19 protein-coding genes are annotated in these 22,165 nt (G+C 59.3%); 11 read left to right on the top strand and 8 right to left on the bottom strand.

All coding sequences use genetic code 11. From position 1 onward, the window contains the following. Positions 1-312: 312 nt before the first annotated feature. Positions 313-1,923, top strand: coding sequence for an FMN-binding glutamate synthase family protein (locus tag SA339_10390; GenBank protein ID MDW5563623.1), 1,611 nt, complete (start codon positions 313-315; stop codon positions 1,921-1,923). Positions 1,924-2,175: 252 nt separating this feature from the next. Next, a complete protein-coding gene (locus SA339_10385; GenBank protein MDW5563622.1) occupies positions 2,176-4,248 on the top strand; it encodes a thioredoxin domain-containing protein in 2,073 nt (690 codons plus the stop codon). On the opposite strand, the gene SA339_10380 is transcribed toward SA339_10385, so the two are convergent. The 6 genes from SA339_10380 to SA339_10355 all read right to left on the bottom strand — a co-directional run bounded on the left by SA339_10380 (position 4,245) and on the right by SA339_10355 (position 8,470). Continuing rightward, positions 4,245-4,829: a DUF4443 domain-containing protein gene (locus SA339_10380; GenBank protein MDW5563621.1), complete on the bottom strand. Its 585-nt coding sequence runs from the start codon at positions 4,827-4,829 to the stop codon at positions 4,245-4,247. The genes SA339_10385 and SA339_10380 overlap by 4 nt on opposite strands. Before the next feature lie 60 nt (positions 4,830-4,889). Further along, positions 4,890-5,870, bottom strand: a complete 981-nt coding sequence (gene rnz, locus SA339_10375) for a ribonuclease Z (protein MDW5563620.1) — start codon at positions 5,868-5,870, stop codon at positions 4,890-4,892. Positions 5,871-5,931: 61 nt separating this feature from the next. Further along, positions 5,932-6,126 (bottom strand): hypothetical protein, encoded by a 195-nt coding sequence (locus tag SA339_10370; GenBank protein MDW5563619.1) that lies wholly within the window; start codon positions 6,124-6,126, stop codon positions 5,932-5,934. A 276-nt stretch (positions 6,127-6,402) separates the two neighbouring features. Further along, positions 6,403-6,861: a hypothetical protein gene (locus SA339_10365; protein ID MDW5563618.1), complete on the bottom strand. Its 459-nt coding sequence runs from the start codon at positions 6,859-6,861 to the stop codon at positions 6,403-6,405. Between the two features lie 382 nt (positions 6,862-7,243). After that, complete coding sequence (locus SA339_10360) at positions 7,244-7,840, bottom strand: hypothetical protein (protein MDW5563617.1); 597 nt, start codon at positions 7,838-7,840, stop codon at positions 7,244-7,246. A gap of 486 nt (positions 7,841-8,326) precedes the next feature. After that, positions 8,327-8,470 (bottom strand): hypothetical protein, encoded by a 144-nt coding sequence (locus tag SA339_10355; protein ID MDW5563616.1) that lies wholly within the window; start codon positions 8,468-8,470, stop codon positions 8,327-8,329. Between the two features lie 271 nt (positions 8,471-8,741). On the opposite strand from SA339_10355, the gene SA339_10350 reads away from it, so the two are divergent. From SA339_10350 to ileS, 5 genes are all read left to right on the top strand, one after another. After that, complete coding sequence (locus tag SA339_10350) at positions 8,742-9,167, top strand: universal stress protein (protein ID MDW5563615.1); 426 nt, start codon at positions 8,742-8,744, stop codon at positions 9,165-9,167. 27 nt (positions 9,168-9,194) lie between these two features. After that, positions 9,195-9,860 carry a ribulose-phosphate 3-epimerase gene (gene rpe, locus SA339_10345; protein MDW5563614.1) on the top strand — a complete coding sequence of 222 codons (666 nt, stop codon included), beginning with the start codon at positions 9,195-9,197 and terminating at the stop codon, positions 9,858-9,860. Positions 9,861-9,906: 46 nt separating this feature from the next. Further along, positions 9,907-10,083 carry a hypothetical protein gene (locus tag SA339_10340; GenBank protein MDW5563613.1) on the top strand — a complete coding sequence of 59 codons (177 nt, stop codon included), beginning with the start codon at positions 9,907-9,909 and terminating at the stop codon, positions 10,081-10,083. A gap of 46 nt (positions 10,084-10,129) precedes the next feature. After that, positions 10,130-11,173, top strand: a complete 1,044-nt coding sequence (gene fen / locus SA339_10335) for a flap endonuclease-1 (GenBank protein MDW5563612.1) — start codon at positions 10,130-10,132, stop codon at positions 11,171-11,173. Positions 11,174-11,275: 102 nt separating this feature from the next. After that, positions 11,276-15,463 carry an isoleucine--tRNA ligase gene (ileS, locus tag SA339_10330; protein ID MDW5563611.1) on the top strand — a complete coding sequence of 1,396 codons (4,188 nt, stop codon included), beginning with the start codon at positions 11,276-11,278 and terminating at the stop codon, positions 15,461-15,463. On the opposite strand, the gene SA339_10325 is transcribed toward ileS, so the two are convergent. Then, positions 15,460-16,170 carry a DUF126 domain-containing protein gene (locus SA339_10325; protein ID MDW5563610.1) on the bottom strand — a complete coding sequence of 237 codons (711 nt, stop codon included), beginning with the start codon at positions 16,168-16,170 and terminating at the stop codon, positions 15,460-15,462. The genes ileS and SA339_10325 overlap by 4 nt on opposite strands. 50 nt (positions 16,171-16,220) lie before the next feature. After that, complete coding sequence (locus tag SA339_10320; protein MDW5563609.1) at positions 16,221-17,384, bottom strand: aconitase X catalytic domain-containing protein; 1,164 nt, start codon at positions 17,382-17,384, stop codon at positions 16,221-16,223. Positions 17,385-17,537: 153 nt separating this feature from the next. On the opposite strand from SA339_10320, the gene SA339_10315 reads away from it, so the two are divergent. The 4 genes from SA339_10315 (at position 17,538) to SA339_10300 (ending at position 21,595) form a co-directional block, all read left to right on the top strand. Next, the gene (locus tag SA339_10315) at positions 17,538-18,176 is read left to right on the top strand and encodes a TetR/AcrR family transcriptional regulator (protein MDW5563608.1); all 639 of its coding nucleotides are present in this window, start codon (positions 17,538-17,540) and stop codon (positions 18,174-18,176) included. A 25-nt stretch (positions 18,177-18,201) separates the two neighbouring features. Further along, positions 18,202-19,857: an MDR family MFS transporter gene (locus SA339_10310; protein ID MDW5563607.1), complete on the top strand. Its 1,656-nt coding sequence runs from the start codon at positions 18,202-18,204 to the stop codon at positions 19,855-19,857. Positions 19,858-19,935: 78 nt separating this feature from the next. After that, positions 19,936-20,376, top strand: a complete 441-nt coding sequence (locus SA339_10305; protein MDW5563606.1) for a universal stress protein — start codon at positions 19,936-19,938, stop codon at positions 20,374-20,376. A gap of 145 nt (positions 20,377-20,521) precedes the next feature. Then, the gene (locus SA339_10300; GenBank protein ID MDW5563605.1) at positions 20,522-21,595 is read left to right on the top strand and encodes a PKD domain-containing protein; all 1,074 of its coding nucleotides are present in this window, start codon (positions 20,522-20,524) and stop codon (positions 21,593-21,595) included. Positions 21,596-22,165: the final 570 nt, after the last annotated feature.

Raw genomic sequence — 22,165 nt, 5'->3', positions numbered from 1 at the left:
GCTTTTCCCAGATCTGAAGCCTTCCGAGCTCGTCATTCGTATACATATCTTTCAATGCTTGACCATATCTCCATCGATTCCAATGATATGCAACGGTATGTCTAATTGTCCAAATTAGAGCGTTTGTCTAGGACCGTAGAATGGTCACCCTCTTTCATATAATGCGTCGTCAGAACCGTTGACAAATGGCAATAATCAGGTTATTTATATAGACAAAAAAATAGTAAGCCAGTAGGACAACGGTTATTTATTCGGCGGGCATTCCCCCGGGCATAGCAAAATCACGGATTTTTCCGATTCGAGGATGAAGCTATGATATCGATCGAGAATGCAAGGTCTACAACCGGAACTAGAACGAGAGTGGAGGACATCAGCCCGGTATCGGGCATGTGCCCTCTGTGCGTCGAAGAATGCCCAGCGGTCTGCGAGGTCGGCAAGTCCGCTTTCCGTGGGAGGGAGGTCCTGTACCCCAGCACCGAGTATTTTGGTCAGAGCACCGCCGCCTCCAACAAGAATTTCCACCTGGACTGGTCCCACTTCCAGATCCTGGCCGAGCTCATTGGGGCTTATGGCATAGAAGCCAACCCTGACATGGCCTTCTTCGAGAACGCTGATGTGACTACCACGGTGGCCAGCCATAGCAAGAAGCCCATCAGGCTCAAGGTCCCCCTGGTCATCCCTGGACTGGGGTCCACCGATGTGGCCAAGAGGAACTGGGATGGGCTGGCCAAGGGCTCGGCCCTCTCTGGTATCATCGAGACCGTCGGCGAGAACGTCTGCGGCATGGACCCCGACTCCACCTACTCCAATGGGAGGGTCGTCAGGTCGCCTGACCTGGAGTTCAGGGTCTCCTCGTTCCGCGCCCTGTGGGACGGCAAGTACGGTGACATTGCGATCCAGACCAACGTGGAGGACACCCGCGCGGGAGTCGACCAGTACGCCCTCTCCAAGCTCGAGGTCAACATCATCGAGCGCAAGTGGGGCCAGGGTGCCAAGGCCATCGGCGGCGAGGTCAGGCTGTCCACCATCGAGCGGGCCCTGGAGCTTAAGAAGCGCGGCTATCTTGTTCTACCGGACCCCGAGGATCCCTCGGTCCAGGCAGCGTTCAAGGCCGGGGCCTTCCGCACCTTCGAGCGGCACAGCAGGGTCGGCTTCCCGGACCACAAGTCCTTCGTCGAGGATGTGGAGGCTCTGAGGGGCAGCGGTGCCAAGTACGTGTTCCTGAAGACCGGTGCCTATCGCCCCGAAGTCGTGGCCTTCACCATGAAGGCGGCTTCCGAGGCCAGGGTCGATATGTTGACCTTCGACGGAGCCGGCGGCGGCACGGGCATGTCTCCGGTGCCGATGATGAACGAGATGTCCACCCCTACCGTGCACCTTGAAGCTCAGGTTCTGGCGTGCGCCAAGATTCTCAAGGCCCAGGGTCGGTTCGTGCCGGACCTCGTTTTCGCTGGCGGATACACCAACGAGAGCCAGATCTACAAGTCCATCGCCATGAGCAATCTGGGCGACGGCCCCCTGATCAAGGCCATCGGCATGGCTCGGGCCCCGATCCTGGCAGTCATGAAGTCGGAATACTTCGCCCGGCTGGCGGACACCCACAAGCTCCCCAAGTCCTTCTCCGACCAGTACACCCATGACCCCGCGACCTTCTTCGTCAAGGCCTCGGAGCTGCAGAGGAAGTTCCCCGGTCAGAAGCTCGGCAAGAGCATTCCATGGGGCGCCGTCGGCTTGAACACCTACATGGAGGACCGCATTGGTGAGGGGCTGAAGCAGCTCATGGCCGGTACCCGCAAGTTCAAACTGGAGCTACTGAAGAGGGATGACATTGCCGCCCTCACCGAGTATGCCAGCAAGGTCACCGGCATCGAGACCTTCGACCAGATGGCCGATCGGACCATGGCCGACATCCTCCGGGATTGAAAGCGGCCTTATCCAAACCCCTTACCCACCCATTTCCCTTTTCTTTTACAACCGTCGGATACAGTTATATATACCTGCAAAAAATAGTGGACTGAGGAGAGATGTGGGCAGGGAGGCTTACCCTCCCAGTTCACGAGAGAGGAGGAGAAACCGGGGGAGGACCGCATGCTTTCGCGGCCGCCCCCAACTATATTTTTCATCGCCGCCGTCGGGCATCGGCCTTTACCTACCTGAAGCGGCAATATGTCACTCATGGAAGCTCCCACCGCTACCGATAGAGGCCCGAACCACCTGATCGGAGAGAAGAGCCCCTACCTCCGGCAGCACGCCAACAACCCGGTCGACTGGTATCCCTGGGGGAACGAGGCGTTCCAGCGTGCCCGCGAGCTCGACCGGCCGATCTTCCTGTCGATCGGCTATTCCTCCTGCCACTGGTGCCACGTCATGGAAAAGGAGTCCTTCGAGGACGAGGAAGTGGCCAAGCTACTCAACGACAGCTTTGTTTCGATCAAGGTCGACCGCGAGGAGAGGCCGGACGTCGATTCGACCTACATGACCGCCGCTCAGCTGTTGTCAGGCGGAGGAGGCTGGCCCCTCACCGTCATCCTGACTCCCGACCTCAGGCCATTCTTCGCCGCCACCTACCTGCCCAAGGACAGCAAGATGAGCATGACTGGCCTCACCGTCCTGCTCCCGACCATTGCCGAGTTCTGGCAGACCCGTCGGGAGGAGCTGGAGGAATCATCGGCCAGGGTGCTGGAGGCCATGAGGGAGGCCGGGGGAAGCACCGCAGGGGGCAGCATGGGCGAAGAGAACCTGATGGCCACTTTCCAGAACCTGATGGAAGCATTTGATGAGCGCTACGGCGGTTTCGGCCGGGCTCCCAAGTTCCCCACCCCTCACCGTCTGACCTTCCTGTTGCGCTACTGGAACCGCACCAGTGATCCCAAGGCTCTATGGATGGCCGACCGTACCCTGGAGGCCATGAGGAACGGGGGGATGTACGATCAACTGGGAGGCGGGTTCCACCGCTATTCCACTGACCAGGCCTGGCTGGTCCCCCACTTTGAGAAGATGCTGTACGACCAGGCCTTGCTGGCCATAGCGTACATCGAGGGGTGGCAGGCGACAGGGAAGGAAGACCATGCCAGTACCGCCCGTGAGGTGCTCGACTATGTCCTCGACCGCCTCACCTCTCCGGAGGGGGGATTCTGTTCGGCGGAGGACGCCGATAGCGAGGGCGAGGAGGGCAGGTTCTATTTCTGGACGGAGGGGCAGGCCGCCGCCGTCCTCGATCCCCCGGCGCTGTCGGCGGCACACCGCCTGTTCGGCCTGAGCCAGGAGGGGAACGTCAGGGAGGGCCTATGGGGGGAGCTAGGAGGCCGGAACGTGCTGCGCCTCGCCTCTCCCGAGGGCCGCTCCGATCCCCTGTATCTCGCCATCCGCAGCAAGCTCCTGTCCGCACGGGAGAAGAGATCCCGTCCGGGACTGGATGACAAGGTCTTGGCCGACTGGAACGGCCTGATGATCGCGGCCATGGCCCGGGGGGCGGCGGCATTTGATGAAGAGCGTTATCTGCAGGCGGCGAGGAGGGCGGCCGAGCTGGTCCTCGACCGCATGCGCTCCTCGGACGGGGTCCTGCTGCACATGTACCGGGACGGAGCGGCCCCGGTGCCTGGTTTCCTCGACGACCACGCATTCATGGCTTGGGGGCTCCTCGAGCTGTTCCAGGCGGACCAGGACCTCAGGTGGCTGGAGGAGGCGATCATCATCACCGAGCAGATGATCGCCCGGTTCTGGGACCGCAAGGAGGGCGGGTTCTTCCAGGCGGAGGCTTCGGACGAACGGATGCCCAGGCTCAAGGACGTCTATGATGGGGCGCTCCCCTCCGGCAACTCCATCGCCATACTCGACCTTCTGACACTGTACCGCATCACCGAAGAGCCGGACCTATTGGAGAAAGCAGACGCCGCCGTAAGCGCCCTGTCCGGCGCGGTGTTCGGCTCTCCGGAGAACCATGCCCAGCTGATGAACGCCATCGATTTCCGGGTGGGGCCGTCGTACTCCATCGTCATCTCCGGTCATGGAGGTTCGCCCGACACCACTTTGTTCTTCAAAGCCCTGGCGCCTCGCTTCGTGCCCAACAAGGTCGTACTGCTCAACGAGCCCGGACCGCCGGGCGAGCGGTTGGGAAGGATTTCCCCCCTCGCCCAGGGACAAGGTATGCATGAGGGCAGGGCGGTGGCCCACCTCTGCACCGAGCAGGCCTGCCTGCAGGAGACGGCCGATCCCGAGACCTTCGCCTCCCTCCTCCGCCCTGCCTAGAGAAGATCGAGCGCAGCAGCCATCGCGCCCTCTTCGGCCCGTTGCAGCTCCGCTGAGGTGCCCACGATGATAACGTCGCTGTCCGTCAGGTCGAACAGCCTACGGATGGCCGCAGCCACCTCCGGTCGCTCCTGGTCCAGATCGTAGTCCACCGGGACAGTAAGGTGATCGCCTTTGACGATGATGGTGGTGGCTCCCTCCGCCCCGGCCTTGATAGCCTGGTCCCTCTGCTTCATTCCCGAGCCAATCTTGGACGCCGCGCCCTTGACCTGGACCGCGACCGATTGCTGGCCTAAGGTGATGTCCGGCACGTCGAGGACGTACACCTGCAGCGGAAGCCTAGTGATGAAATCCTGCCCCTTCTTGCTGATCTTTATGCCCGTCTGCTTGACGTCGATCAAGCCCTCATCGCGCAGGTAGTCAACGATCGTCCGCATGCTGCCTTCGCCTACGCCGATCTTGTCGGCCAGCTGCTTGCGTCCCTTCCTCCTTCCATCGGCAAGGATCGAGAGCACCTTGTACACGTGATAATCCCCGAAGCGGAACAGTGGTCCGTACTTCGGCCGGTCGATGAGCTTCACGTTCCAGAATACAGCGATATGGCAATAAACAATTTGTCCTTTCGGCGCTCCGATCCTGAACTAGGTATCACCCGTTCCGGTCTTCCCCTCCTCCTCGTCGTCCGGCCTCCCAGACGGACGGTCTCTCTCCGTCCTGACCTGGATGGTCATGAGGTCGGTAGCCGCCAGGACGTGGGGGAACGCCTCCTTGGCCTCCTCCTCAAGAACGGACACGTCATCGTAGCGGTTGGAGATATGGGTCAGCACCAGCAGTTCTACCTCGGCGGCCCTGGCCACCTCTCCCGCCTCCCGGGCGGTGGAGTGCCCGTAGCTCCTGGCACCCTCCTGCAGGGAGGAGTCAAGGGTGGCTTCGTGCACCAGCACCGAAGCGTGACCGGCGGCCTCGGCCAGCCGGGCGGTCGGCCGGGTATCCCCCGATATCACCACCTTTAGTCCCGGGCGGGGCGGGCCCATGACCATCGACGGCGTCACGATGCGGCCGCCCACGTTGATCTCATGACCGGACTGAAGCTGGCCGAACAGAGGGCCTGAAGGCACTCCCAGCTCCATGGCCCGTTCGGGAAGGAACCTTCCTCGTCGCCCCTTCTCCTCGATCACGAAGGACAGCGCGGGGACCGAGTGCTCACCTTCCACGGCTGTCACGGTGACCGCACCCAGGTCCACCTGGTCCCCGTCGATCATCTCCCCGGCCGAAACCGGGAAGGCCAGGGTGAAGTGGCCCAGCGAGATGAGGGTACTGGCCAGGTCGATCATCCCCGGCGGACCGTAGATCGAAAGCGGTGCCTGGCGACCGGAGAAGTTCATCGATTGAATCAACCCTGGCAGCCCGAGGAAGTGATCGCCGTGGAAGTGAGTTATGAAGATAGTGGTGACCTTCATGAAGGATGCGGAGGAGCGCATGAACTGCCGCTGGGTACCTTCACCGCAGTCGAAGAGCAGCACGTCTCCACCCACCTGTAGGGCGATCGCGCTGACCCCTCGGGAGGGGGAGGGCATCCCTCCACCGGTGCCTAGAAAGGTGAGCCTCACGTTCCTTGACATGGCTCTACCCGATAATATTCTCCACGGTTGCCACCGGGGCGGCCCCGGGCCCACCTGAGGTTCAGCGCCCCAGGCTCTCCAGCTTGCGGTCTTCCTTGGTGGCCTTCTTGAACTGCTTGTTGTGCTCCTTGCACAGGTGCATCCGCTTGCCCTTCTCATCCGCCGCCTTGAGACCAGCTTTCTCCACGGTCTCCCGGGAGTATGACTTGACCGCCGGCTCATTGCAACCGGCCACGCCGCACTTTTCCTCGGCCATGGTCCCGCATTCTAACGTCCATCTAAAAAGGTTTTCCTGCGGTTAACATCACTGGCAAAGAGCTCAGGGACTAATTTATTCAACGGCAGCTCCGCAGACGCATTGGTGCAGGTACCGCTTGATGTTCCGTGGCTCTTCCTTGCGAACGAATGGGGTCATTTCTTACTCATTCAATCCTGCTCAAAAAGCTTCGTCATCAAGAAAAAAATTACGAGAGCGACCCTTACTTATTCATCGGATCAGTCCCGCCATGATGAGGGGTATTCTCGAGATACCCTAGCTGATTTTGGTCTTGCTCTTCACAGCCCTGGTCTTTGCAATCGTTTCATCCTTCTCCAAGAGTATCCAGAAAGGTATAGCGATCAGATCCCAGATGATGAATATCAGGAAGATGATCAGGGTCATGTACGCCCATGACGGGAAGGCATTATCGATCAGTGCCGGTATCGCAACAAGAACGACCCATATCGTCTTGTAGCTAAGCTGTAAAAGAAGGACGGGCACGAACTTCAACGGTGACCGCAGACCCAGAATGGACACCAGAGCAAATGCGAGGAAGACACTTCCTGTAACACCATAAATCATCGGATTGTCCATGGGCATCGAGAACCAGTCCTTCGCCGTCTCTGGCATGAACAACATGCCCAACCCAAAGAATCCAGCCACAACTATCGTGAACACATATAGTCCCTTGAGCAAGGGATAGTTAACTTTACCATGTCCCCATAGTTCCATAAGAATTCCCAGCCAATATCGGTTCTATAAGCTAATAATCTATGTTTCAATAATAGTTAAATCATCCCATATCTTGGAACCCAGGGACACCCGCACTATCGGTCACCTCTGGTACGACATGCATCGATGATGGAGGTCGTCCGGACCATCATGATTAACGAGCATGTCAACATGACCAGGACGGAGGATTGCCCGGCATGCGGGGCCATAAACCATGCCGGATGTGGCTGGAGAGAAAAGGCGGTCGAGACTCCAATTATATCGTGCGGCGTTGTGATCAAATCAAAGCGAGAGCTGCCCGGAGCCGGTAGCATCACCTGTACGGTTCAATGACGATGACCCAGAACACGTGTTTAGCAATACCATATAACGCCGTATGAGGCTATTTTTCGCTCTTCTCTCCGGACTTGTTGAAATGCTCAATATCGAGAGCTATGGGCAACAGGGCCAATGGGAATACATACCCGGTCAAGAAGATGCTGAATAGCCCGGCAAGCAATGCTCCTCTGAACGATGTTCTCTTGAGGGCGAAATAGGCGCCTAGTAATGAACCGAATGCCCCTATTACTGGCAGTACGTAGGTAAGCGCATCATATGGGCTTAATGACATCGGGATATCGAATGTAAAAAGCTGGTAGGCATAGATGATGAAAGTGACAGCGCCGAACAGCCCACCGACCAGCAACGTTGCGCCGCCGATCTGTGAGAGTGCATAGCGTCCCTTTGCACCTGCCCTCCTCTCCGTAACCATTTCCACGACACCACAGACGTACAGGATGGGAGCCAGAAGAACGGCAAGTGAAGCGTAGATGTAGTAATCGAAGGTCTGGGTGACGACATATGGCAACAATAGGTAGATTGGATAAATGATAATTCCAAGCACGATGCTAGATATGATCAGCAGCAGTGGCCATCGGCGTTCGGTTCGAGCTTGCACTCTATCTGCAGATAATGAATCGTTTTCCAACTTCTTCCCCAATTGAAATTGTGGTGCTCCCTTTTCTATGTTATCTCATGATGAAAAGAACATTGTGCAAAAACACAACCGTTTTGTCACTTCTCGCCCTTGCGATTCGTGACGCATTAGCTCGGCAGGTCGGAGGTGTTCGAGTTAAGCCCCCATGATATGGAATTTATCGACCCTCCCTCGACACCATGGGCCAGAGTCCAATCCCCGTTTGTGTTATTGAGCTGTGATGGTCGCCCAAGAATGCTTCCCTTGATTAATGTGCCATGACCTCAGATCGAGGCCTTATCACTACAGTATTATTGGCGTCGGCCACGATCACTACATCGAACGGCCATTACGATCCATCGCCAAGAGTCCATAACAGGAGCTGATGGCCGAGGAATGCTATGATGGGTCACCAAGCACTGAACCTATAATGGAATTTTTTTGTTCTGTCTAGGTCCCCATCATTGTGCTAAAATATTGGCACATTATTTACTGTTGAATCTGAAATGGCTATTCTTCGACCGTCCTGTTCGCGACAGAAGCCTCGCAGGACGGGTGACGGGACGGGAAGCAGCAGCCCTCCAGGTACGTGATGTCCTTCAGGCGCCTCGCCTCCCGCAACAGCAGTGGGCCGACCTGGGGCTCTCCTGCCATCGCTTGTTGGCCGGGAAGCATCCCTTGCCGAGGAACCAATGCCTTGCACGAACGAATCGCCGGTGGCAGATGAGACACGAGACTAACGACCATCCTTCCGACCGTACATCGGGATCAGCGTCGACGAGCTTCGGCCGCAAGGCCAGCTAGGGCGGCCATTTTCATGCCCCTCGATGCCGAGCCAGCAAACCAGACCGTTGAATTGGATTTCCAGTGGTTGCCATCGTCAGCCTTATCTCCATGCGGCAAGAATTATTCATTCGGAGAAGATATGTACGCCATAAAGAGAATACTGTTGGGCATCGACGGTTCGGAGGACTCATACAAGGCTGCCAGCTTCACAGCGGCACTAGCCGAGAAGCTGGGGGCGTCGGTGACCCTGATATACATTGCTTCTGACAAGTACACCGGCAGCTTCGCGGCCAAGCCTACCTATACCACCGGAGATAACGTGCTGGCCGGTGACCGATTCGACCGAGCCAAGGAGTACCTGCAGGAGAGGAACGTCCCCTTCGACACTATTGTCGAGCTGGGGGACCCGGCCGAGGTCATCCTGAGCACCGCCGCCGGACGGTATGATGCCATAGTGGTGGGCACGAGAGGGCTAACAGGTTTCCGAGAAATGGTCATGGGGAGCGTTTCGCAGAAGATCGTGCAGAACTCCAAGATTCCCGTGCTGGTGGTCCCTAAGACTTAAAAAGCAACAGGCACTTCGCCTGGGCATATGACGAAGATCGCGCCGTCCATCTTGTCCGCCGACTTCAGCCGCCTGGGAGAGGAGGTCCGCCGCCTGGAACGGGAGGGCGCCGACTGGATTCACGTCGATGTCATGGACGGTATCTTCGTGCCCAACATAACCATCGGGCCAGGGGTGGTCAGCGCTCTCCGCCCCCATACCAGGCTTCCGTTCGACGTTCATCTGATGATCGCGGAGCCGGAACGATACATAGACGAGTTCGCACGGTCGGGAGCGGACAGCATCACCATCCATGTGGAAGCGACCGATAAGGTCCGCTCCGGCATTGAAAGGATCCATGGACTGGGAAAGAAGGCAGGACTGTCCCTGAACCCCGAGACACCGTTCGAGGACGTGCTGCCTTACCTCGACGATATCGACCTCTTGTTGGTGATGACCGTTCATCCGGGATTCGGGGGCCAGTCCTTCATCGCCCAATGCGTGCCCAAGATTGCCAGGGCCAGGGAATATTTCGACTCCGTGGGATCGTGCGCCGAGGTCGAGGTCGACGGCGGCATCAACTCTCGCACCGGGCGCCAGTGCGTGGAGGCGGGAGCCACAGTGCTTGCCGCGGGGAGCTCCCTGTTCAAGGCCAAGGACATGGGGCACGAGATGGACCAGTGGAGAAAGTTCAGGTTCCCGGAAAGGGGATGAGGCGGCAAAGGTTCATTAACGGGCCATTTAATCATCCCCCGTTCCCATGAAATTCGACCCCATCGGCTCCAAGTGGTTCATTCCGTTCGTCGCCATAGTACTGCCCTTGCTCCTGTTGGTCGTTGTCCTGGCGCTTAGCATCAACATCTGCTGGGTCATGGTCCTGCTTGTCTGGATGGCCATGGGTCTGATGGTTCTGTACCTGCCGAACAAGAAGGATTGAGGCAGGGCAAAAGCGTTATTACCGGGGCCAGCGTTCTTTTTCGACGATGGGAGTCAACCTTTCGGACATCGTACAGGCCGAGCATAGGGAGCTCGAGGACCTTACCGGCCAAACCCTGGCCATCGACGCATACAATGCCATTTATCAGTTCTTATCCATCATCCGGGGGCCAGATGGCACCCCGTTGAAGGACACCCGGGGGCGGGTGACCTCCCATCTCACCGGTCTCCTGTATCGCAACATCAACCTGCTGGAAGCGGGGATCAGGCCGGCATACATCTTCGACGGCCACCCCCACGCCATGAAGGCCCAGACACTGGCGGAGAGATCGGAACGAAGGACGAAGGCTCATGACGAGTGGAGGGAAGCGGTGTCCGAGGGGGACATCGAGAGGGCGCGCACCAAGGCCACCCAGTCGTCGCGCATTAACAACGACATCGTGGAGTCGTCGCGCATCCTCCTGACCTACCTGGGCATCCCGGTGGTCCAGGCTCCGGAGGAGGGCGAGGCCCAGGCGGCATACATGGCCTCCCGAGGCCATGTTTGGGCAGCCTCGTCGCAGGACTACGACTCCCTGCTCTTCGGCGCGCCCCGTCTGGTGCGCAACCTCAACATCACCGGCCGGCGCAAGATGCCCGGTTCCAAGGAGTACCGGGACATCCACATCGAGATCGTGGAACTCCCCAAGGTGCTGGAGGCAAATGGCCTGAGGGACCGCGAGCAGCTCATAGACCTGTGCATCCTCATGGGCACCGACTACAACCGAGGCATCCGGGGGATCGGGCCGAAGAAAGGTCTCAAGCTGATCAAAGAGCAGGGCACGCTGGAGAAAGCGCTTCAAGCGATCGATGCCAGTATTCCTGACGTCGAAGTGGTCAAGGAGATCTTCCTGCGTGTAGAGCACATTGACGAGTACCGGTTGGAGTGGAAGCCCGTCCAGCGGGAAAAGGTCATCGAGCTCATGTGCGGTAGCTACGAGTTCTCAGAGGCCCGGATCACCGCTGCCCTCGACCGCCTGGAGAACCGAAAGCCGGCCAAGAAAGCAGAGGTCATGCCCAAGTCTCAATCGAGCCTCGACCGATGGGGATAGGCCAACGTTCCACCTCTTGGGAATGCAAGGTTATCCAGCATAGGCCGGCGAACCATCATCATTATAATAAGCAAGGACTTTACCCGCCCTAAAGGGACTGCGATGATAAAGCAGGTTCAAGCGAATTATAATCCCCCCGATCTCGAGAAACGGGTGCAGAAGTTCTGGAACGATACCAACGCCTACAAGAAGACCAAGGAGCTGCGCGCTAGCGGAGCTGACTACTACTTCGTCGATGGGCCTCCATACACCACAGGTTATATTCATCTCGGTACCGCCTGGAACAAGACCATCAAAGACACCGTGGTACGTTTCAAGCGGATGCAGAAGCACAACGTGCGCGACCAGCCGGGCTACGATATGCATGGCCTTCCTATCGAGGTCAAGGTCGAGCAGGCCATCGGCATCAAGAGCAAGAAGGACATCGAGACCTACGGTATCGACAAGTTCGTCAACACCTGCAAGGAGTTCGCTTTGAGCCACCAGGTCAAGATGACCGAGCAGTTCAAGGAGCTGGGCGTGTGGATGGACTGGGAGCGGCCATACATGACCATCGCTCCCTCCTACATCGAGGCGGCGTGGTGGACGCTGAAGAGAGCGTACGACAAGGGCTTGCTGGCGGCATCCAACCGGGTTATCTCATGGTGTCCCCGATGCGAGACCGCTCTGGCCGAGGCGGAGATCGAGTACTCCGACGAGAAGGACCCCTCCATCTACGTCCGCTTCCCTCTTAAGGACGAGGCGGGGGTCTCCCTGCTCATCTGGACAACGACGCCTTGGACGCTGCCGGCCAATATGGCCGTCGCCGCCCATCCTGACTTCCGGTATGCCAAGGTCCGCTATCACAAGGGCGGGGATACGGACACCGTTATCGTGCTGGAAAGCCTCATCGACCAGATCGGCCAGCTGGAAGGCTGGGAGGAGATCGAGGTGCTGCAGCTCATCGAGGGCGATGACCTCGTAGGTTTGGAGTACCTTCCCCCACTGTACGACGAGGTCGAATCGCAGCGGTCCATGGGCGGGAAATGGGTGCATAAGGTCATCCCCTCCCAGACGGTCGAGGCCGACATGACCGGCCTGGTGCACATCGCCCCCGGCCACGGTCCCGAGGACTTCGAGTTGGGCAAGGAGTTCGGCCTAGATCCATACTGCCCGGTGGACGAGGGGGGCAAGTTCACCAAGGACGTCGGCGCGCGCTACTACGGAATGCACGTCAAGAAGGCCAATGCCCAGATCATGGAGGACCTCCAGGACAAGGGCCTGATGTTCCACCGCGGCACCATCGAGCACCGCTATGGGCACTGCTGGAGGTGCCGCTCCGGAATCATCTACAGGAACACCAGCCAGTGGTATCTGAGGGTCACCGAGGTCAAGGACCTCATGCTCGACGAGATCGCCAAGGTGCAGTGGACACCGGAGTGGGCCGGTTCCTCGAGAGAGTACGACTGGACCATGAACGCCCGGGACTGGTGCATATCGCGCCAGCGGTACTGGGGCATCCCCCTGCCAGTGTGGACCTGTAGCTGCGGGCACATGAAGGTAGTGGGATCAACCGACGAGCTGGAAGGCGCTGAAGGATATCAGAAGGGGATGGAGCTCCATCGCCCGTGGATTGACGGCGTGGTCCTCAAGTGCGACAAGTGCAAGGGGAAGATGAAGCGGGTGGGCGACGTCCTGGACGTCTGGTTCGACGCCGGGGTTGCCTCCTGGGCCCAGCTTGGGTATCCCCGCAACCGCACCGAGTTCGAGCGATGGTGGCCGGCCAAGTTCATAACCGAGGCTCACGATCAGACCAGAGGCTGGTTCTACTCCCAGCTCGGTTCGTCGAGCATCTCCTTCGGCCGGGCCCCGTACAAGAGCGTCCTGATGCACGGATGGATGCTCGATCCACAAGGCCAGCCGATGTCCAAGAGCAAGGGCAACGTCATTGAGCCGGCCAAGGTCATCGCCGAGTACGGAGCCGACGCCATGCGGTTCTACTTCATGCGCGTGTCAGCTCCCTGGGAGGACATCTCCTTCCAGCACGAGGGGGTCAAGAATGCCCGCAAGATGCTGAACATCCTGTGGAACGTGGTCAACTTCGCCTCCACCTACATGTCGATAGACAAGTTCGAGCCGGCCAAGGTCGACCGCGTCGCGGTCCAGACCGCCCTGCGTCCTGAGGACCGGTGGCTGGCATCGCGCACCGAGAAGCTCACGCTGGAGGTCACCAAGAACCTGGAGTCGTTCGAGCTGCACCGCGCCTGCCGCGCTCTCGAGGAGTTCATACTGGAGGACATGTCCCGATGGTACGTCCGGCTCATCCGTGACCGCATGTGGTCCGAGTCCACGGACATGGACAAGGTGGCGGCGTACATCACCCTGTACGATGCGCTCATGACCACCGTACGCTTGCTCGCCCCCTTCTGTCCGCACATCACCGAGGAGATCTATCAATCCCTCGACGGTACCCTGGGATCGGTCCACATGTGCGATTGGCCGGTTTCCGACCCCACCATGGCAGACGATCGCTTGGAAGCGTCCATGCGGACCATGCAGGAGCTGGTGGATGACATCACCAAGGAGAGGCAGAAAAAGAACATCAAGCTCCGCTGGCCACTGAAGCGCATCATCATCCAGCCCCGGTCGGCCGAGACCATGGAGATACTGAAGCCGATGGAGGAGGTTCTTCTCTCTCAGGCCAACGTCAAGAGCGTGGAGTATGTGCCGGCGGGGGAAACCTGGAACGAGCTGAGGCTAGAGGTCGTCCCCAACCCCAACGCCATCGGCAAGGTCTACCGCCAGTGGTCGGCCAAGATCGCGGTCATGCTCAAGAACCGCCCGGCTGAGAAGGTCAAGGAAGCGATCGAACGGGGCGAGTATTCGCTGGGCATCGAGGGCCAAGTCGTGCGCATCGAGCCCGGCATGGTGTCATTCAGTACCTCGCTTCCGGACAACATCACCAGCGTGCCGTTCGCCGAGGGCGATCTGTTCATTGACTTCGAGGTCACACCCGAGATCGAGGCCGAGGGCTACACCCGCGAACTGATCCGCCGTATCCAGCAGATGCGCAAGGACATGAAGCTGGATGTGGAGGAGTTCATCCGCGCCGAGGTCAAGGCGCCCACCGAACTGGAGGATTACTTCAAGGCGTGGAGGGAGCATATAATGAAGGAGACTCGGTCCCTCCAGCTGGAGTTCGTACAGGAGCCCAAGGGCGAGCACACCGCCAGCTGGGATGTGGAGAAGCACAAGGTGGACATCGCCCTCTCCTCCCTGCACATGAAGGAGCGGGTCAAGACATTCTCCAAGGTGCCCGGACTGCCCCAGGAGACCGCCCTCGCCCTGATCAAAGCGGGCAAGGGCTCTCTCGAGGACCTGAGGGGGATGGACGAAGCGACGCTGGCGGACATCGACGGAGTAAGCCGCAACGACGCCAAGAACATCGTCCACTACCTGTCCCGACAGGAGGCTCCGGCCAAGGCCGAAGCGGCCCCCCGATCGGCAGCACCGGACGACCGGGATCGCATACTGGGATACCTTAAGCGGATCCCCCGGATGAATCAGCTCAAGGCGGAGATGATGTACGATGCCGGCTATGACTCGGTGGACAAGGTAACCGCGGCTACCAAGGATGACCTTCGGTCGGTCAAGGGCTTGGGGGTCAAGACGGTGGAGGCAATCATGGAACACGCCGCCGCCGGAGGGTTCACCAGGGTCACCGAGTGTTGCAGTTGCAAGCGACCGGTGCAGCCTTACGAGAGCGAGTGCCCAGCCTGCCATCGCCCCGTGGACATCCCCAAAGCCGAGGACGAGGGAGAGGAGGCTGCCGGGAGCAAGGAAGCGGTGAAAGCCACTTCCGCCCTCGAGCCGTCGTTCACCTACTTGATCAAGGAGGAGAAGGGCGGACGCTCGTACTCGCTGTTCGTTGAAGCGATCGAGAAGGGGATGAAGGGCTTCTGCGTCACCCGGGACTATCCCCTCAAGGTGCGCTCGAAATACAACCTCGGGGAGACGCCGGTGATCTGGCTGACCAACATCGGCAAGGAGGACAGCTTACGACCCAAGGACCTGGAGAAGCTTAGCTTCTCGTTGGAGCAGTTCCTGTCCAAGGGCAGCGGAGTCATCCTCCTCGACGGACTGGAATACCTCATCACCAACAACAACTTCCTCACGGTGCTGAGGTTCGTGCAGTCGCTGCGGGACCAGGTGGCCATCCACCACTCCATCCTCATGCTGGCGCTGAACCCTTCGACCCTGGACCCCCACGAGCTCAACCTGCTGGAGAAGGAAGTGGACGTCACCTTCTAGAGGAGATCGCGAACGATCTCCACCAGGCCGGGGACGGTCTGGAAACCATTCATCTCCTGGGGGCGCACCCAGCAGAACTCGGTGTGCTCCCAGTCGATCTCTATTTTAGGACTGGAGGCTCGGAAGAGGTACGGATGCACGTGCCAGACGGTGCTCTTGTCCCTGACCGTGACTACTCGGCCCTCCTTGCAGACATCGACCTCCAGGCCGGTCTCCTCCCTCAGCTCCTTGCGGGCCGTCTCCATCGGGACCTCATCCTTTTCCACGAACCCACTTACCGCCGCCCAGTATCCCTGGAAGGTGCCGACCTTGCCGCTGCGCTTGAGCAGCAGGAGCCGCTCACCGTCCTGCACCACGCAGCTGACGACATGCGATTCGGTCACATCGGGCAGCTCGACCGTTCCCTGGTCCCCATCGACGATCACGCGGTCGCCGTCCCGGAGCATGGAGATGTCGATACGGTCGACCATGGGCACGCGGGCCATCACCGACCCCGTGGCCACTATGGGCTCGGCCAGGGAGTTGATGATAGCCGCAGGCAGGGTGCCCTGGCGCTTCATCTCCAAGAGAACGTAGGAGCCGACGGTGCTCCCCCTGCCCCGGGGGAAGGCGAAGATCTTGTCCTTGACCGAGGCGCCATCCCGACCGGCGATGTTACCGGTGGAGGGGTCCACGCCTCCCAGGAAGGAGATGGGTGTCTCGCTCACCAGCGCTCGCCCTTCTCCTCGCCCCTTAGAGATGCCTCTTCCCTTGAAAATCACGATATCATCTCCAGCAATCCGTCGGTGGTGCGGTACACGACCTTCTGGGAGCAGAGGGTGGGCAGGTAGCTGCACGCCTTCCCGGAGTTGGTGGCGGTGGTCTTGAACCGCTCCTCGATGGGTGTGACGATCATGCAGGTGTCACACACCACCTGACCAAACTTCGATAGTACTTCCAGCTCACGGGAGCATTTAGCCGCGGTGCAGCGGGAGGTGCAGAACCATACTTCCGCGTCTCCCTTGCGCTTGCGGCCCTTGAGCCTCGCCGCCAGGGTACGGACCTCCTCGACCGACAGATGGGGACAGCCCAGGGCGATGAGCTCGGGATCCTTCCCAGTATCCAGCTTGTTCCTCGCCGCCTCCAGTTCTTGGCGGCCCAGCGTGATGCGCTCCAGGCCCTTAGTCCAGGCGGGGTCGGCCTCCGGCGTAACCCCCTCGATATGGAACAGGGCGACCGAGCCAGCCGCGGCCATCGCCGCGGCCATCGTCTTCATCTGGTCCGTCGTAGGGCGGATGCCTCGGAAGTAGGGGACCCGGGAGCCGACGACCGAACCAGCAGCATGACCGAGGAGGGAGTAGTCGACCTCCTCCAGATCGACCTCCACCACTACCGAGGGCAGGCGGTTCTCGCCCAGATGGAGCCCGTACTCCGGCGTCCGGCCGACGATGGCGGCGGCCAGCGCTCCTGGGCCGCCCTCCCTGTTGGTCCGCGCCCCGATCACCGAGTTGGCGTAGGAAAGAGCGCTCGATTCCGCCCATGCCAGCGTCTGACCTCTCTTGGGGATGTTGGTGTTGAGGTATGGTGTGCAGGAGCAGTCGGTGTTCACACCCAGCCGGCCGTAGCACTCGATGATGTGTTGCTGACGATCGGCGAAGCGGGGGGAGATTCCCATCTCCCTCCACTTCTGGCGGTCCATGCCCGCGGGGTTGAGGGTGGTAGGCACGCAGACCTTGGCGTCCTTGGCCAGGGACTCGAGGAAACCGATGCCTCCCTCTCCGATGGTCTTGTACGACACCCCGGACAGGTGAGCCGAGGCGATTGGCACCAGTCTCTTGGCCTCGTATATGTCGCCCAGCGCGACCAACAACTCCATGGCCGTCCTGGTGCCCTCCCCCTTCTCACCGGCCAGCATGGCCTCCTCTTCCCTGGTCAGGAACATGGTGACTCCTCAGGCCCGATGGCCGATAAAACCCTTTTGCCTTCCTGGTCGGCCTGTCGATGGTTATCAATCAGGCGTGAGAACGGGGCTCGACCTTCAAGCGATAATGTATATATACTCCCTCAGTTTTGACTGACGGTCAGTCGATAACACATGAGCAGAACCTCTAAACCCCCCCAAGACCGACGAAACGAGTTCATCCAGGCAGCTCGCGATCTGTTCAACGAGAAAGGTTTCGAGAAAACCTCCATCGATGACATCGTCGCCCGCTTGGGGGTCGCAAAAGGCCTCTTCTACTACTATTTCGACTCCAAGGAGGAGGTCCTGGATATCCTCTACGAGAGGCTGCAGGATGAGATCGAATCGGCAGTGACCGGGGCCATGGAAAGAAAAGGCCTCAATGCCATCGAGCGAATGGCCGAGCTCCTGGCTGCCAAGCGCGATGTCACCTGCCGCTCCTCGACTATAATGGCCTACTTTAAAAAGGAGCGGAACAAGGCTCTCCAGTTGTCAATGGAGAAAAGGGCGTTGGACTTCATGACCGAGGCAATGCAGGAAATCATCGTTCAAGGGGTGGAGGAGGGGGTCTTCGATACGAAGTATCCCCGTCAAACCGCCATCGCCATCCTCTCCATGGCCCACGGACTGGGCAATGCGCTTCCTGAGACGAGGACCGTGGAGGAAATGAGAGAGTACTATCAAGTCCTTGTGTTCCTCGCCGAGCGGGTGCTGGGAATGAAGCCCGGGAGCTTTGTGGTCAACGATCGGTTGCTTCCCCCCGGGGTTGTTTAAAAAATGATGTTCGAAGGTTGTAACGATGTTCGGAAGTAAGAACAAGACTATCAAGGGCCCCGCCACCCTCAGCGACGAGGAGGCGGCGAGGTACAAGAAGACCCGAAGCCGGTCCTTCATCATGCTCGGGCTGGCACTCGGCATGCTGCTGGCGAGCTTGGACCAGACTGTGGTGGGGACCGCTTTGCCGAAGATAGTGAGCGATCTAGGGGGCATGAGCCTATATTCCTGGTTGTTCACCGCTTATATGCTGGCGGAGACCGTGGTCATACCCATCGCCGGCAAGCTGTCGGACCGCTCCGGCCGCAAACCGGTGTTCCTGACGGGCATGGCCCTGTTTATGGCCGGTTCGTTCCTGGCTGGCATGTCGGAATCGATGGAAATGCTGATCGCCTGCCGGTTCATCCAGGGCTTAGGCGCCGGTACCATGATGCCCATCTCCATGGCCACTGTCGCCGATCTCTACGCTCCGACCGAGCGGGGCAAGATCCAGGGCCTGCTGGGCGGTGTGTTCGCCTTGGCCACCATCGTGGGGCCCCTGATGGGTGGGTACATCGTTGACAACATGGACTGGCGGTGGGTGTTCTATGTGAATCTGCCGGTCGGGCTACTCGCAGTGCTGGTCACATCCATGAAGTTTCCCCAGCTGGCCAACAAGAGCAATCTGCCGGTCGATTACCCCGGCATGCTGACGCTCATCGGCACACTGGCGCCGGCGCTGCTAGTGGTCACCTGGGGAGGCAGCACCTACGCCTGGGGCAGCGCCGAGATCATCGGGTTGACGGCACTGTCCGTCGCCTGCCTGTACGCGTTCATAACAATAGAGAAGCGTGCGGCCGATCCGATCCTACCCCTGTGGTTGTTCAAGGAGCCGATCTTCAGCTTAGGCAGCATTGGCCTGTTCATCATGGCCTTCGGCATGTTCGGTGTGATCTCATACCTCCCGCTCTTCCTGCAGGCAGTGGTGGGCATGAGCGCCAGCAACAGCGGCGAGCTCATCATACCCCTGATGCTGGGGGCGATGGTGACTTCGATCGGCAGCGGCCTGCTGCTCAAGAGGACCGGCTACAAGGTCTGGCTAGTCATCGGTCCTCCCGTTTCCGCACTGGGCATGTACCTCCTGTCCACGCTGAGCTCCGGTAGCTCCTCGACCGAGGCCATCATCTACTTGGTCATCACCGGGTCCGGCCTAGGTGCACTGATGTCCAACTACATCGTGGCCGCGCAGAACGTAATGCCTAAGAAGCAGATGGGGATCGCCACCGGCTCCATGAGCCTGTTCCGGAGCATCGGCGGCACCGTGGGCGTCGCCTTCATGGGCGGCATCGTCAACTCGAGGATGGCTTCAGAGCTCTTCGGCAAGTTCACCCCCGCCCAGATGGCCATGTTGCCGACGGACACTAACAGTCTGGGCCAGCTCCTCTTGACCACAACGGCTCAGATCCCCGCTCCGGTCCTGGAGATCATCAGGCAGGCGCTCAGCGACAGCATCACCTACGCCTTCTTCCTCGGGTCGTTCATCGTCCTGTCCGTCTTGGTGGTGAGCTTGCTTATTAAGAACGTGCCTCTGAAGAGCTCTGAGGAGTACCACGCTACCGATGCCGAACCGGCGAGCACCCCGGCTGGGGCAGAGGGCCCCATCGCCGATATCCTTAGACCGAACAAGGAGGGTGGGAAGTGATCCCCACCATCCTTCCTTTTGCTATCGTGAGACGCGAACCGAACGGAATATCGGAAGGAAAAGTGCTAGGGTGATCCCATGGCGCTCTACAGGAAGATTCTGATCCCCACCGATGGGAGCAAGAACGCCCAGGCGGCCGTGGTGCAAGGCTTGGAGCTGGCCAGGAGCCTGGGGGCCAAGGTGACAATCATGAGCATCATCGACGTGCAGGCGGCGGTGAGCATTCAGCAGGGACTGGGGATGCCGGACGTGTATTCCTACCAACAGAAAGCGGCCGAAGCCGCAGCGGAGACGGCGATGGCGGCAGCCCGGGAGGCAGGGGTCCAGGCTGAAGCGATCGTTCGGCGGGGATCCCCGGCCCTTGACATCATTGAAGCATCAAAGGATCACGACCTCGTGCTGATGGCTACCAGGGGACTGACGGGAATGAAGCATTTCCTACTCGGCAGCGTGGCCGAGAAGGTGGTGCGGTTCGCCGCCTGTCCGGTCATGGTCATCCGAACGACGCAGGGTGGGTGATGGCCGGGGTCGAGCCCCGACCATCCCTCGGGCTGCTCGTCCTTATTGATCGTGAGCGATCTTCACTCATCGCCCGCCCTAGCCCGGAGCCATTTATAGCCTGAGGAAATATTAAGTTCCTGTAACTCGTGCCCGCGGCGATTCCGTGAAAAAGATCGGCACCGTGACCGTTACGGCCCTGCTGCTGGCCGCCACATTCGTCAGCTGTCTGTTCATATCCACCGACCAGGCTCAAGCGGCCTGGAGCGGTTCGGTCGCCGTTAGCCCCGATTCCGCATATCCTAAACAAAAGGTCAACATCAGCGTTGAGCTCACGAACAAGAACCTATTGCTCTCCATATCCATCGAGAGTGCCACCTACGAGATCGACTGGGGAAATACAACTGCAGTCGTCGCTCTCGACGGAGAAATGAAAGTGGATGCCGGTAAGACCACCAATCTGACGGGGTCCTTCACCACTCCCAACGTCGATCCCGGCACCTACGATGCGATCGTCAACGTAACCACATCAGACCTGATCAGCCCGACACTGAGTTTCTCCGCCCCTTTCACCATCGATGAGGTCCCCCTCCTAAATGTGACCGCCCAGGCCGATCCCCAGAGCGGAACGGTGCCCCTTGAGGTAAGCTTCACGTCCTCCGTGATGGGGGGTATACCTCCGTACAGCTATGTTTGGACCACCAGCGACGGATCTATGGGGAACGACGCCTCGTTCGATCACCGGTTTTCCACTGCTGGCACATACACCGCTACCTTGGAGGTTACCGACAGCCTAGGCACTTCCGCCTCGTCCGACGTCATCATTCAGGCGGGAGTGTCAGGTTTCACCGTTCGGATCGGCAGCTCGACGGCCAATGGGGTGGCCCCTCTGAGCACAACTTTCACCTCGACCGTGACGGGCGGAAACGGCCCGTACTCTTACGCCTGGACCACCGGGGACGGGGGGACCTACAACGGGGACTCCTTCACTTATGCGTACAACGATCCCGGCACCTACACCGTGAGGGTAGTGGCCACCGATTCCGAGGGCAACACGGCCAGAGACTTGATCACCATTACGGTCCTTTCGCAATCGAACCAGACCACCTCCCCGGTGACCGAGACCCCGTTCGATGTCGGCCCACTGCTCATCGTCTACATCTTCGTGTTCGTGATTGCATCGACGGCCGTGGTAGGGTTCATGATCTACAGGAACCGGACGAGATTCCGCCGGTACTGAGACAACGACTTGACCGACCATGATCACTTCCACGCATAAGAGCCGGTGAGCCTCTAACTCCCAGGATGAATGATGATAAAAGTAAAGGAGGAAGTACTCAAGGGAGGGAGCATTCGTTTTATCGTAACAGAAATAATATACGCAGTACGTGAATAGCGGTATAGGCGTTGGGATGGAAGCTAAGTGGATTTGAGGGAATCTATGCCCATCCCAACACCCTTGTGTGGATTTCTGAACGTTCTATAAAAGAATATAGGATGATTGTAAATCGGACCCTAGACACGACGCCAAAGGCTCGATGCGTGGGTCGAACCTGGGATGGTCAGCATACGCAATTTGGGAGCACCTTGACCTCGAGCTCGCGATACATGCGGTACCTCCATCAAGATGCCCCAACGTCATCTGACAGGCGGCGGCCGGGGAGACCAGAGGGACAGAACATCGAATCGATCTAGCCAGTGTCTCGGCCGTTCCCGGAGAAGGTGTTCGGCGAGATGGTGTTGCCGCTCCCGCTGTACACGCGGATGCCGAAGGAGGGGCAGTTGGTGATGGTGTTTCCAGTAACCACGT

Origin of the sequence: Methanomassiliicoccus sp., from assembly GCA_033485155.1 — an archaeon.
Classification (GTDB): Archaea; Thermoplasmatota; Thermoplasmata; order Methanomassiliicoccales; family Methanomassiliicoccaceae; genus UBA6.
This window is presented reverse-complemented; position numbering and strand designations above follow the sequence as displayed.